This window comes from Pseudomonas phenolilytica (assembly GCF_021432765.1).
GTDB lineage: Bacteria > Pseudomonadota > Gammaproteobacteria > Pseudomonadales > Pseudomonadaceae > Stutzerimonas > Stutzerimonas phenolilytica.
Window position 1 is genome coordinate 405,256 of sequence record NZ_CP058908.1, and the last position, 13,023, is coordinate 418,278.

11 protein-coding genes are annotated in these 13,023 nt (G+C 67.5%); 3 read left to right on the forward strand and 8 right to left on the reverse strand.

Annotated elements, in window-relative coordinates:
* Positions 1-111: 111 nt before the first annotated feature.
* The 3 genes from HU825_RS02035 (at position 112) to HU825_RS02045 (ending at position 5,628) form a co-directional block, all read left to right on the forward strand.
* Complete coding sequence (locus tag HU825_RS02035; protein WP_234302802.1) at positions 112-1,347, forward strand: exonuclease SbcCD subunit D C-terminal domain-containing protein; 1,236 nt, start codon at positions 112-114, stop codon at positions 1,345-1,347.
* Positions 1,344-4,988 (forward strand): SbcC/MukB-like Walker B domain-containing protein, encoded by a 3,645-nt coding sequence (locus HU825_RS02040; protein ID WP_234302803.1) that lies wholly within the window; start codon positions 1,344-1,346, stop codon positions 4,986-4,988. Before HU825_RS02035 ends, HU825_RS02040 begins: the two co-directional genes overlap by 4 nt.
* 88 nt (positions 4,989-5,076) lie before the next feature.
* Entirely contained in the window at positions 5,077-5,628 is a 552-nt protein-coding gene (locus tag HU825_RS02045) for a cytochrome b (protein ID WP_234302804.1), read from the forward strand.
* Positions 5,629-5,683: 55 nt separating this feature from the next.
* On the opposite strand, the gene HU825_RS02050 is transcribed toward HU825_RS02045, so the two are convergent.
* The 8 genes from HU825_RS02050 to narH all read right to left on the reverse strand — a co-directional run bounded on the left by HU825_RS02050 (position 5,684) and on the right by narH (position 13,020).
* Positions 5,684-6,916 (reverse strand): molybdopterin molybdotransferase MoeA, encoded by a 1,233-nt coding sequence (locus tag HU825_RS02050; protein ID WP_234302805.1) that lies wholly within the window; start codon positions 6,914-6,916, stop codon positions 5,684-5,686.
* Positions 6,913-7,458 carry a molybdenum cofactor biosynthesis protein B gene (gene moaB, locus HU825_RS02055; protein WP_043299122.1) on the reverse strand — a complete coding sequence of 182 codons (546 nt, stop codon included), beginning with the start codon at positions 7,456-7,458 and terminating at the stop codon, positions 6,913-6,915. Before moaB ends, HU825_RS02050 begins: the two co-directional genes overlap by 4 nt.
* 120 nt (positions 7,459-7,578) lie before the next feature.
* Complete coding sequence (locus tag HU825_RS02060; protein WP_043299124.1) at positions 7,579-7,827, reverse strand: MoaD/ThiS family protein; 249 nt, start codon at positions 7,825-7,827, stop codon at positions 7,579-7,581.
* Positions 7,828-7,834: 7 nt separating this feature from the next.
* Positions 7,835-8,824, reverse strand: a complete 990-nt coding sequence (moaA, locus tag HU825_RS02065) for a GTP 3',8-cyclase MoaA (RefSeq protein ID WP_234302806.1) — start codon at positions 8,822-8,824, stop codon at positions 7,835-7,837.
* A gap of 80 nt (positions 8,825-8,904) precedes the next feature.
* The gene (locus HU825_RS02070; protein WP_234303362.1) at positions 8,905-9,858 is read right to left on the reverse strand and encodes a peptidylprolyl isomerase; all 954 of its coding nucleotides are present in this window, start codon (positions 9,856-9,858) and stop codon (positions 8,905-8,907) included.
* A gap of 74 nt (positions 9,859-9,932) precedes the next feature.
* Complete coding sequence (gene narI / locus HU825_RS02075) at positions 9,933-10,733, reverse strand: respiratory nitrate reductase subunit gamma (protein ID WP_043299131.1); 801 nt, start codon at positions 10,731-10,733, stop codon at positions 9,933-9,935.
* Entirely contained in the window at positions 10,733-11,479 is a 747-nt protein-coding gene (gene narJ / locus HU825_RS02080) for a nitrate reductase molybdenum cofactor assembly chaperone (RefSeq protein ID WP_043299133.1), read from the reverse strand. The genes narI and narJ overlap by 1 nt, the downstream gene beginning before the upstream one ends.
* 2 nt (positions 11,480-11,481) lie before the next feature.
* On the reverse strand, positions 11,482-13,020 hold the full coding sequence (narH, locus tag HU825_RS02085; protein ID WP_077682084.1) for a nitrate reductase subunit beta: 1,539 nt from the start codon (positions 13,018-13,020) through the stop codon (positions 11,482-11,484).
* Positions 13,021-13,023: the final 3 nt, after the last annotated feature.

A 13,023-nucleotide genomic window follows, 5' to 3' on the forward strand; every position in this document is an offset into this window, starting at 1 on the left:
CACACCCAGACACCGGGCATTGCGCTCCGCCCCACCAAAATCTCCAAACAAATTGCGTCCCGTCCCAACGTCACGGCGCGCCCACCTTCGCTCAACGAGAGCCCAAAGCCCATGCGCCTGATCCACACCTCCGACTGGCACCTCGGCCAGACCCTCCACGGCCAGGACCGCGACCACGAACACGCGCAGTTCCTCGCCTGGCTGCTCGACCAGCTGATCGCCCGCCGCGCCGACGCCCTGCTGATCGCCGGCGACGTGTTCGACACGGTCAACCCGCCACTCAAGGCCCAGGAGCGCCTCTACGACTTCATCGTCCGCGCCCACGAGAAGCTCCCGCAGCTGGACATCGTGATGATCGCCGGCAACCACGACTCGGGCGGGCGCATCGAGCTGCCGGCGCCGCTGATGAAGCGCCTCAATGCCCATGCCGTCGGCCGCATCAGCTGGGTCGCCGAGCGCCAGCTGGACCACCAGCGGCTGCTGGTGCCGCTGCACGACGCCGCTGGCAACACCGCCGCCTGGTGCCTCACCCTGCCCTTCCTGCGCCCGGCCGAGGTCACCGGAATGACGCTGGGCGACGACTACATGGCCGGCATTCGCCAGGTGCATGAACGCCTCATCGCCGCCGCCGAGGCCGTGCGCCAGCCCGGCCAGGCGCTGGTTGCCATGAGCCATGCGCACATGGCCGGCGGCGTGGTGTCGGAGGAGTCCGAGCGCAATATCGTCATCGGCAATGCCGAGGCCCTGCCGGCCAGCCTGTTTCCCGAGTCCGTCGCCTACGTCGCCCTCGGCCACCTGCACAAGCCGCAGCAGGTCGCCGGGCAGGCGCGCATCCGCTATAGCGGCTCGCCGCTGCCGCTGTCCTTCGCAGAGGTCAACTACCCGCATCAGGTGCTGCTCGTCGAACTCGACGGCGAGCAGCTGGCGCAGGTCGAAAGCCTGCCGGTGCCGCGTGCGGTGGAGATGATCCGCATCGGCCGCGCCCCGCTGGCCGAGGTGATCGCCGCGCTGGAGGCGCTGCCGCCCACCGGCCTGTTCGACGAACACCTGTCCTGGCTGGAGGTACGCGTGCTGCTCGACGAGCCGCTGCCGGACCTGCGCCAGCGCATCGAAACTGCGATAACCGGCAAGGCCTGCCGACTGGTGCGCATCGCCAGCGAGTACGCCGGCAAACGCGGCGAGACGGAATCGGACGTGCTGCTCGGCCTCGACCAGATCACCCCGCAGGAGCTGTTCGCCCGCTCCTGGGAAGAACAGTACGGCAACCCGGCAGACGAGCAGGCGCTGGACGATTTCGCCACGCTGCTGCAACGGGTCGAGTTCGCCCATGAGGAAGATGACCGATGAGAATCCTCGCCATCCGCCTGAAGAACCTGGCATCGCTGGCTGGTGAGCAGGTCATCGACTTCACCGCGGAACCCCTGGCCAGCGCCGGGTTGTTCGCCATCACCGGGCCCACCGGCGCCGGCAAGAGCACCATTCTCGACGCCCTGTGCCTGGCGCTGTTCGGCAGCACGCCGCGACTCGACAGCGTTTCGCCGCTGAACAAGGTGCCCGAGGTGGATGCCGAGATCGGCGGTGGCGACGAGCGCAACCTGCTGCGCCGCGGCTGCGGCAGCGGCTACGCCGAGGTCGATTTCGTCGGCGTCGACGGCCACCGCTACCGCGCACGCTGGGAGGTCAAGCGCGCCCGCGAGAAGATCGACGGCCGCCTGCAGGCCAGCAGCCAGAGCCTTACGGATCTCGACAGCGGCACGCTCCTGGCCAGCGGCAAGAAACGCGAATTCAAGGAATTGCTCGAAGCCCGCCTTGGACTGACCCTGGCCCAGTTCACCCGCGCCGTGCTGCTGGCGCAGAGCGAATTTTCCGCCTTCCTCAAGGCCGACGACAACGAGCGCGGCACCCTCCTGGAAAAGCTCACCGATACCGGCCTCTACAGTCGCCTCGGCCAGGCCGCGTTCGAGGCCGCCAAGGAGGCGAAGGAAGGCCTCGCCCGTCTGGAACAGCAGGCCGGTGGCCTGCAGCCACTGGAGCCGGAGCAGCGTGACGAATTGGAGCGCGAACATCAGGCCCAGCTCGACGAACTGAAAGCGCTGCAGCAGCAGCTCAAGGCGCTGGAAGCGCAGCGGCAATGGCTCAGCGAACTGCAGCGTCTGGAAAACGAGCACGAAGCCGCACGCCAGCAACTGCAGGACGCCGAAGATGAGCGCGACAGCCTTGCCGAGGCCCGGCGCATCCTCGACCTGTTCGAGCAACTGGCGCCGCAACGCCATCGTTTCCTGCGTCTGCAGGATCTCGGCCCGCTGCTGGACAAGGCCGCCGACAGCCTGGCGCGCCTGCAGCATGAGGAACAGGCCGTGCAGCAGCGCCTGGCCGAGCTGCAGAGCCAATGCAGCGCCGCCAGCGAGCAACTGCGTTCGGCCGAACAGGCGCGCCAGGACGCCGAGCCGCGGCTCGTCCAGGCGCGCCGTGAGGAGGAACGCCTGCAGCATCTGAACGCCGACCTGACCACTATCCGCGAGGACAGCACCCGGGCCGATGCCGAGGTGACTGCAGGCGCAGCGACGCTCACGCAGCTCGCCGAGCGCCAGCAGCGCGCCGCCGCGGAACTTGCCGCGCTGAGCCAGCAACTGGACAAGAGCGCCGCGCTGCAACCGCTCTGCAGCGCCTGGGACGGCTACCGCCCGCGTCTGCAACAGGCCGTCCAGCTGGCGGCACGTCTGCAGCAAGGTCAGGGCGAGCTCCCCGCGCTGGAAGCGCAGGCCCAGGCCGCCGAAACCCAGCAGAATGTGGCCCGCGAGGCACTGGACAACTTGCAACGCGAGCGCGACAGCGACGTCGGGCTGGCCGAACAGCTGGCCCGGCTGCATCGACAGCTCGACGACTGGCGCCAGGCCGAGCGCGAAACCGATGCGCTACAGCAGCTCTGGGCGCAGCAGCTGACGCTCGTCGCCAGCCAGCGCGAACTGGCCGACGCCGCCACCGTCCAGCAGACCGAGCTGGACAACCTTGTCCCGCTGGGCAAACAGGTCCGCATCGATCGAGATGCGGCCGAGCAGGCGCTCACGGTCACCCTTGCGCTGCTCGAACGCCAGCGTCTGGCACGCAGCGAGAATGTCGAGGCGCTGCGCGCGGCGCTGATCCCCGGCGAGCCCTGCCCGGTCTGCGGCAGCCACGAGCATCCCTGGCAACAGACCGATGCGCTGGTCGCCAGCCTTGCTCGGCACGATGACAGCGAGGCCGAGCGCGCGCGTCAGGCACTACAAGAACAGGACCAGCGCCTGCAGGAGCTGCGCGATCGCCATGTCGCGCTCAGCACACAGTTGCGCCAGACCCAGCAGCGCCAGAGCGAAGTCGACGCGCAGCTGCAGGCCCTGGCGCCGCGCCTGCTCGCCCTGCCCGCGCACGCACGATTGCTTGAGCAGCCTGAAGCCGAGCGTTCGCAATGGTTGGAAACGCAGCTGACGACTCTCAAAGGCCAGATCACCAGCGCCAGCCAGCGTCAGCAGCAATTGCTCGCCCTGCAACAGCGCAGCGAAACCCTGCAGCAAGCCTGGCAGACCGCGCGCGAGGCCTGTGTCGAGGCGACTCAACAGCTCGCGCGCCAGCGCGATGCCTTGGCCCGCGACAGCCTACAACTCGACGAGGAGCTGGCGGCCTTTGCCGAACTGCTGCCCGTCGAGCAACTGCAGCGCTGGCGCGAAGATCCGGCGCAGACCTTTATGCAGCTGGACGCCAGCATCGCCACGCGATTGCAGCAACTGCAGACGCAAGCCGAGCTGGCCGAGGAGCTGCGCCAGTGCGAGCAGCGCCGCAGCGACGAACAGCTGCAGCAGCGCCATCGCCAGGAGAAGCAGGCTGGCTGCAACGCGCGACTGGCTGAGCGCGAAAAGCTTCTGCTCGCCTGCCAGCAGGCGCTGCGGACCAGCCTTGGCGAGCATGGCAGCGCCAGCGCCTGGCAACAGCAGCTGGACGCAACCATCCAGGCTGCGCGGCAAACCCAGGCCGAGATCGACCAGCAACTCAACGAGAGCAAACTTGGCCTGACGCGCCTGCACAGCGAGCAACAGAACTGTCGCCAGCGCCACGCCGAATTGCAGCAGGAACGCGACGCGCTGAACGCGGAACTAGCGACCTGGCGCGTCGGCCATCCGCAGCTGGATGACGCCACCCTCGCGCAGCTGTTGCACATGGACGACCAGCTGATCGCCGAGGCGCGACAGCGCTTGCGAGAGAACAGCGAAAACCTGACCCGCTGTCGCGAACGTCTGGATGGCTGCCTCAATCGCCTGAACCTGCACAACCAGCAGCAGAGCGAAACACCGGATGCCGAGCAGCTGCAGCAGCGCCACGCCGAACAACTGCAGCAGTGCGAGCTGGCCGACCAGCACTGCGCGGAAACCCGCGCCAGGCTGATCGACGACGACAAACGCCGCAGCCAGAGCCAGGCGCTGCTCGCCGAGATCGACGCGGCGCGCGCCGAGCACCAGCGCTGGGGGCGTATCGCTGCGCTGATCGGTTCCAGCGACGGCGGTGCCTTCCGCAAGATCGCTCAGGCCTACAACCTCGATCTGCTGGTGCAGCACGCCAACGTGCAGCTGCGCCAACTGGCGCGGCGCTACCGGCTCAAGCGCGGCGGCAGCCCGCTGGGGTTGCTGGTGATGGATACCGAAATGGGTGACGAGCTGCGCTCGGTGCATTCACTGTCCGGCGGCGAGACCTTCCTCGTCTCGCTGGCGCTGGCGCTGGGCCTGGCCTCGATGGCTTCGAGCAAGCTCAGGATCGAGTCGCTGTTCATCGACGAAGGCTTCGGCAGTCTCGATCCCGAGTCGCTGCAGATCGCCATGGATGCGCTGGATTCGCTGCAGGCCCAGGGCCGCAAGGTGGCGGTGATCAGCCACGTCGCGGAGATGCACGAGCGCATTCCGGTGCAGATCCAGGTGCAGCGCCAGGGCAACGGCCAGAGTGCGCTGAAGATCGTCGGTTGAGGGGCGCCGGCGCGGTAAGCCGGCTAAGTTTCGCTTAAGTTTCGCCGCCTAGAATCACCCTCCGTTACCCCTACGTGGAGCAGGTGAAATGAACGGTAAAACGGGTGTGGCAAGCTACGGACGGCTGTCCATCGGCTTGCACTGGTTGATGCTGCTGTTGATCGCGGCGGTCTACGCGACCATCGAGCTGCGGGTCAACTTCGCCAAGGGCAGCGAGCCGCGCGAGCTGCTCAAACACTGGCACTTCATGCTCGGCATGGCAGTGTTTGCACTGGTCTGGCTGCGACTGCTGGCGCGCTGGCTGCACCCGGCGCCGAAGGCAGTGCCGGGCGCCGGCTGGGAACAGGCGCTGGCGAAGCTGATGCACCTGGCGCTGTACGCATTGATGATCGGCCTGCCGCTGCTGGGCTGGCTGACGCTGAGCGCGGCCGGCAAGCCGATTCCGTTCTTTGGCCTCGAGCTGCCGGCGCTGATCAACGCCAACAAGGACCTCGCCGGTCAGTTTAAGGAGCTGCATGAAACCCTGGCGGTTGCCGGCTACTGGCTGATCGGCCTGCACGCCGCCGCCGCGCTGTTCCACCAGTACGTGCGCCGCGACGGCACCCTGCAGCGGATGCTGCCGCAGCGCCACCGGGCCTGACCCGCCGACGCCAAAACGCCCGGTCGACTCGTCATCGACCGGGCGTTTTCGTGTCTCAGCCGAGCAGTGCGCTGAACGGCAGGTACTCGACGGTTTCGCCCTCCTCCAGCGTGCGCTCGCGCTCGACGATGGCCAGGCCATCCGCCCAGCTGGCGGAGGTCAGCATCGCCGAGCCCTGACGCGGATGCAGGCAGACGCGCAGCTCGCCATCGACCTGCTCCAGCCGCGCGCGCAGGTACTGGCGACGGTTGTTGCGCTTGCGCCAGGCGAAGCCGGCGGTCAGGCGCAGCGGGGTCGGCAGCGCATCGCGGCAGCCCTGCGCACGCAGCAGGAACGGCCGCGCCACCACCAGCGAGGTGATCAGCGCCGCCGCCGGATTGCCCGGCAGGCCGATCCACGGTTTGCCGTTGACTTCACCGAAGGCCAGCGGCTTGCCCGGCTGGATCGCCAGGCGCCACAGGTGCAGCTCGCCGAGTTCGCGGATCGCCTGCTTGAGGTGATCCTCCTCGCCCACCGAAACGCCGCCGGAGGTGATCAGGATGTCCCACTCGGCTGCCGCCTGCGCCAGGGCCTTGCGACTGGCGTCGAGGTCGTCGACCAGCACTTCGTAGTCGTGCACTTCCAGCCCGAGGCTGCGCAGCACGCCGAGCAGGCAGTAGCGGTTGGAGTTGTAGATCTGCCCCGGTGCCAACGGCTGGCCGGGTTCGCGCAGTTCGTTGCCGCTGGACAGCAGGCCGACACGCAGGCGCCGGTAGACCGCCACGCGGGCGACGCCGAAGCTCGCCAGCAGCCCCAGCTCCTGCGGACGCAGGCGTTTGCCGGCTTCCAGCACCGGCGCACCGGCTTGCAGTTCCTCGCCCTGGCGCCGTACATGGGCGCCGAGGCTGACGCCGGGGAAATGCACGCGCTCGGCCTCGATCTGGCAATCCTCCTGCGCCACCACAGTGTCGGCACCCGGCGGCAGCGGCGCGCCGGTGAAGATACGCACCGCGTGGCCGGCCGGCAGTTGCTGGTCGGCGGCATCACCCGCGGCGATGCGCCCGGCGAGCGGCAGCCAGCCACCTTCGGCCGGCAGATCGGCGGCGCGCAGGGCGTAACCGTCCATCGCGCTGTTGTCCCACGCCGGCACCGGGAACGGAGCGGCGAGCGGCTCGGCCAGCACCCGACCGAGCGCATCGGAAAGCGCCACGTGCTCCACCGCCGGCAGCGCCGGCACCCGCGCCAGCAGCGCCTCGATGGCCTCGTCGACCGGCTTCAGTCCGCTGGTGTCGCAGCCGCAGGCGCTCATGAGCGTGGCCCGCAGTAGGCGACCGCCGAGGCCTTGAGGTGCGGCACGAAGTTGCACGGCTTGGTCCGACTGTCCAGCTGCTCGACGAGAATCTTGTTCCAGGCGGTGCGGCAGGCGTTGGTCGAACCCGGCAGGCAGCAGACCAGCGTGCCGTTGCTCATGCCGGCCAGCGCGCGCGACTGCACGGTGGAGGTGCCGATCTCACCCAGCGAGAAGTGGCGGAACAGCTCGCCGAAACCATCGACGGACTTGTCCAGCAGCGGCTGCACCGCCTGCGGGGTGTTGTCGCGGGCGGTGAAGCCGGTGCCGCCGGTGATCAGCACGACCTGCACGTTCTCGCTGGCGATCCAGCTGCAGACGCGGGCACGAATCTGCCAGATGTCGTCCTTGACGATGGCGCGTTCGGCCAGGGTGTGGCCAGCGCTCGTGAGGCCGTCGATCAGCGCTTGGCCGGAGGTATCGGAATCGATGTTGCGGGTGTCGCTCACCGTGAGCACGGCGATGTTCAGCGACTGAAACTCGGTGTTGGACAGGTGAGCCATTGCTCGAAACTCCATAAAAGAAGAGGTGGCGCAGGCCAGGCCTGCGGCTGCCCGGGGACCGTTCCCCGTGGCGGGTGGTTCGTGTCGCCGGCCTCGTTCGCGGGCCACGCGAGGTGTCGCTCAGCCGCCAGTGACCGGCGGAAAGAAGGCGATCTCATCGCCATCGTGCAACGTCTCGGCGCTGCTGCACAGCGCCTGATTGCGCGCACACAGCAGATTGCGTTCGGCGAGCAGCGCCCAGGCGTGCCCGCGACGCTGCAGGTAGCGACGCAGGTCGTCGATGGTGGCGAACTCCGGCCGCCAGGGCAAACGTTCGAACTCGCAGCCAAGCAACTCACGATAACGGGCGAAGTAGCTGATGCGCAGCATGGCACCCTCAGCCGCCGCTGGCGTTCATGAAGCGCAGCACCTGCACCTCGCCGCTGCTGGCGAACTCGTGGCGCAGCGGTTTGCGCTGCAGCGCGGCGTGGATGGCGTCGATGATCGGCTGGTCGCTGGTCGGATGGCGCCGCAGCAAACCGCGCAGGTCGATGGAATTCTCGTGGCCGAGGCACAGCAGCAGGCGGCCTTCGACGGTCAGCCGCACGCGATTGCAGGTGGCGCAGAAGTTGTGCGAATGCGGCGAAATGAAGCCGATGCGCGTCTGCGGATGCGCCGGCAGGCGCACGTAACGCGCCGGCCCGCCGCTCTGCTCGGCCGAGTCGATCAGCGCGTGGCGTTCGGCGATCAGCGCGCGCACCTCGTCGCTGGAGCAGAAGCTCTCGCCGCGCGAGCGACCGACGTCGCCCAGCGGCATTTCCTCGATGAAGCTCAGGTCCAGCCCGCTGGCGATGGCGAAATCGACCAGATCGGCGACTTCTTCGGCGTTGCGGCCCTTCATCACCACGGCGTTGAGCTTGATCCGCTCGAAGCCGGCGGCACACGCTGCATTGATGCCGTCGAGCACCGGCTGCAGTTCGCCGGTGCGGGTGATGGCGTGGAATTTGTCGGCATCCAGGCTATCCAGGCTGATATTCAGCCGCTTGACCCCGGCGCGGGCCAGTGGTTCGGCGAGCTTGACCAGCTGCGAGCCGTTGGTGGTCATCACCAGTTCACGCAGGCCGGGCAAGGCCGCGATGCGTTCGCAGAGGCCGACGATGCCCTGGCGCACCAGCGGCTCGCCGCCGGTGAGGCGAATCTTCTTCACCCCCAGGCCGACGAAGATCCGCGCGATGCGCTCCAGTTCCTCCAGGCCGAGCACCTGCTGGCGCGGCAGGAAGGTCATGTCCTCGGCCATGCAGTAGACGCAGCGAAAGTCGCAACGATCGGTCACCGACATGCGCAGGTAGTCGATCTGGCGGTCGTGGGCATCGCGTAGTTGAGTCATCGCCAAGCTCTCTGTACGTCGTGGGGGATGGCGCGTCGCGAGACGGTGGATGGTCGAAACGCCATCCACCCTACCCGCCGTTACTGCATCAACGGCGTTTCCGCACCCTGGATGCGAATGCCTTCGATGTTCGCCGCGGCCACCAGGTTCTGCAGGTATTGGCTGACGCCGATCTGCCAGACGCGCTGGTTGAGCTCCGCGCGGATGGTGCCGGCTACCGCCTCGTAAGGCAGTTGCTGGCCCTCGATGCGCTGGTCGACGAACACCAGATGGAAGCCGTAGCGGCTCTCCAGCGGCTGACCGCACAGCCCCTGCGGCAGGCGGAACAGCTGGCGCTCGAACTCGGGCACGGTCTGGCCTTTGCTGATCTGACCGAGCGCACCGCCCTGAGCCTTGGATGGGCAGGCCGAGTGCGCCTCGGCCAGTTCGGCGAAGCGCTGCGGCGCCTGCGCCAGTTGGTCGAGCAGTGCCTGCGCCTGTTCGCGCGCCAGGCTGCGGGCTTCGTCGTCATCCGCCGGGCAGGCGAGCAGGATGTGCCGCACGGCCAGCAGGGGGGCGCTGAAGAAGCGCGACTGGTTGCTCTGGTAATACTGCTGGCAGGTCGCATCATCGGCCAGCGGCAGCGGAATCTCTTTTTCGATCAACGCACGGGTAGCGGCTTCTTCTTCGCTCTCGCCGTTCTCCGCAGTCACCTGCAGGCCCAGCTCGGCGATGCGTTGCTGCAGCAGCTCGCGCAGCACCAGCGCCTGGGTGGCGAGGAATACCGCTTCGTTGCGCGTATCGGCCGGGTGGTACTGCAGTTCGCGGGCGATCGCCTCGGGGCTGATCGCCACGCCGTTGACCTTGGCCCGCGGCCACTCCTGTTCGCTGGTGGCGATCAGCACCGGCGCGGCTTGCTGCACCTCATCGGTCTGTTCGTCGCTCTCGTTGGGCAGCTCCTCGAACAGGGGCGCCTCCACCGGCAGCTCTACCGCCGGCCGCGTTTCACCGCCGCAGCCACCGCCACCACCCGTACCGCCGCATCCACAACCCATGATGGTTACCTCACTCAAGCTCGAAATTCGGTTCAGTCGCGGCGGCCGGTGTCAGGCACCGGCCGCCCATCGACTCAGTTCACGCCATCCTTGAGTTTGCCCGCGGCGAAGCCCGGCTGCGGAACAGCCACACCGCTGGTTGCTGCCGGAGCCTCATAGCCACGCGGCCGCTGCGGGCGCGGCATGGCCGGCTTGACGCCCTTCTGCCGGACGATCTGGTAGCGCCGGCCCAGGTACCACACCGGCGCACTGACGATGTGTACCAGGCGGGTGAAGGGGAACAGCACGAACAGGGTCAGGCCGAGGAACACGTGCAGCTTGTACACCACGTTGACCGTCTCGATGGCGCCTGCGGCCTTGAGCGGCTGCAGGGTGACGATGCTCTGCGCCCAGGTGCCCAGCAGCACCATCACCGAGCCGTCGAGGTGGCCGAGCGAGGCAACGATGGTCAGCAGGCCGAGTACCAGCTGGGCCAGCAGCACGAAGAGGATCGCGATGTCGGAACGGCTGGACGAGGCGCGCACGCGCGGATCGCCGAGGCGGCGCTGGATCAGCAGGACCAGGCCGATCAGGCAGAGGATGCCGAAGAAGCCACCGGAAACCATCGCCACCACCTGCTTCTGACCGCTGGTGATGAAGGAGTGGTACAACGCTTCAGGCATCAGCAGGCCGACGAAGTGGCCGCAGAGGATGAAGATCACCCCGACGTGGAACAGGTTGCTCGCCAGACGCATGCCCTTGGGCTGGAGCATCTGGCTGGAGCCGGCCTTCCAGCTGTACTGCGACAGATCGAAACGCGCCCAGCTGCCGATCAGGCAGATCGCCAGGGCGATGTAGGGATAGACCCCGAACAGCAGGAAATTGAAGTTAGACATTAACGCACCTCCTGGGCCAGCGCGGCTTGCCCGTCATGCTTGAAATCGGTCCAGTGCAGCGGCACCGGGCTTTCCTCGCGAACCTTGCCCGGCCCGCTCGGCATGGATGGACACCGGTCCTGCTGCTCGGCCTGGAGGAAGTTGACCTGCTCCTCCTCCCAGACCTTGTCCAGCGCTTCCAGCGAGTCGTCGCGCTCCTCCGCGGCGACCTGCTCGCGCAGCTCGCCGACGGCCTGTTCGACGGTCTCGCCGGCGATCTGCAGCAGCGCGTGGAAGCACGCCGCGTGCGGGCTTTGGCGTTCTTCCAGACGCGCGGCCAGCAGCGCCAGCAGGTGCGCCACGTCGGCCAGCCCCTCGCGGGCCTCGAGGTCCTCGCGGGTGGCGAGGTACTCGAGGTACAGCGGGATGTAGTCGGGCAGCTCGCGCACACCGATGGCGAACCCGGCGGCCTCGTACTGCGCCATCAGATCGACCATCGCCTGGCCACGATCACGCGACTCGCCGTGCACGTGCTCGAACAGCAGCAGCGACAGCGTGCGACCGCGGTCGAACAGCTCGGTGTAGCGCTCCTGCACGTCCATCAGATCGCCGGCAGCCAGCTCGTCGAGCAGGCTGCGTAGCGCGGCGCGCTGCGCCGGACTGATCTCGCGAGCCGCGGCGATGGCCTCGGCCAGTTCGGCATGGCCATCGCGCAGCGCCTGCTCGGGATAGTCGAGCAGCAGGGAAATCACCTTGAGGATGCGCATGCTCAGTCCTCCCACAACTGGACGGTCTTGATCACGTCGCGACGGTTGGCCTTCTTCGCACCGAACATGTTGGTGTCCGAGGCGCCGGAGCAACCGCTGCCGAAGCTGAAGCCACAGCCGGAACGCTCGGCGAAGGCGTCGCTCATGGCTTCCTCGCGGTGTGCCGACGGGATCACGTAGCGGTCTTCATAGTTGGCGATGGCCAGGTAGCGGTACATGTCCTCGACCTGGGCGACCGACAGGCCGACGCTCTCCAGCACCTTGAGGTCCTGCACGCCGTCGACCTGCTCGGCGCGCTTGTAGGCGCGCATGGCGAGCATGCGCTTGAGCGCCAGCTTGACCGGCTTCTCGTCACCGGCGGTGAGCAGGTTGGCCAGGTAGCGCAGCGGAATGCGCAGGCTGTCGACGTCCGGCAGTACGCCGTCCATGCTGACGTGGCCGGCGCTGGCGGCGTTCTGGATCGGCGACAGCGGCGGCACGTACCACACCATCGGCAGCGTGCGGTATTCCGGGTGCAGCGGCAGGGCCAGCTTCCAGTCCACCGCCATCTTGTACACCGGCGACTTCTGCGCGGCCTCGATCACCGACATCGGCACGCCGTCGGCCTGGGCCTGGGCGATGACCTTCGGATCGAACGGGTCGAGGAAGATGTCCAACTGCTTCTGGTAGAGGTCCTGCTCGTTGGGCGTGCTGGCCACTTCGAGGATGCGGTCGGCGTCATACAGCAGCACGCCGAGGTAGCGGATGCGGCCCACGCAGGTCTCGGCGCAGACGGTCGGCATGCCGGCCTCGATGCGCGGGAAGCAGAAGATGCACTTCTCGGATTTACCGCTCTTCCAGTTGAAGTAGATCTTCTTGTACGGGCAGCCGCTGATGCACATGCGCCAGCCGCGGCACTTCTCCTGGTCGATGAGGACGATGCCGTCCTCCTCGCGCTTGTAGATCGCACCGCTCGGGCAGGCCGCCGCGCACGCCGGGTTGAGGCAGTGCTCGCACAGGCGCGGCAGGTACATCATGAAGGTGTTCTCGTACTGGCCGTAGATGTCGGCCTGCACCTTGTCGAAGTTCTTGTCCTTGCGGCGCTTGGCGAACTCGGTGCCGAGAATCTCCTCCCAGTTGGGACCCCACTCGATCTTCTCCATGCGCTGGCCGGAGATCAGCGAGCGCGGGCGTGCCACCGGCTGGTGATCGGAGATCGGCGCGGTGTGCAGGTTCTGGTAGTCGAAGTCGAACGGCTCGTAGTAGTCGTCGATCGAGGGCAGGTCCGGGTTGGCGAAGATGTTCGCCAGCACGCGGAACTTGCCACCGATGCGCGGGTTGATGCTGCCGTCGCTGTTACGTACCCAGCCGCCCTTCCACTTGTCCTGGTTTTCCCACTCTTTCGGGTAGCCGATACCGGGCTTGGTCTCGACGTTGTTGAACCAGGCGTATTCCATGCCTTCGCGGCTGGTCCAGACGTTCTTGCAGGTGATCGAGCAGGTGTGGCAGCCGATGCACTTGTCCAGGTTCAGGACCATGCCTACTTGTGAACGAATCTTCATGGC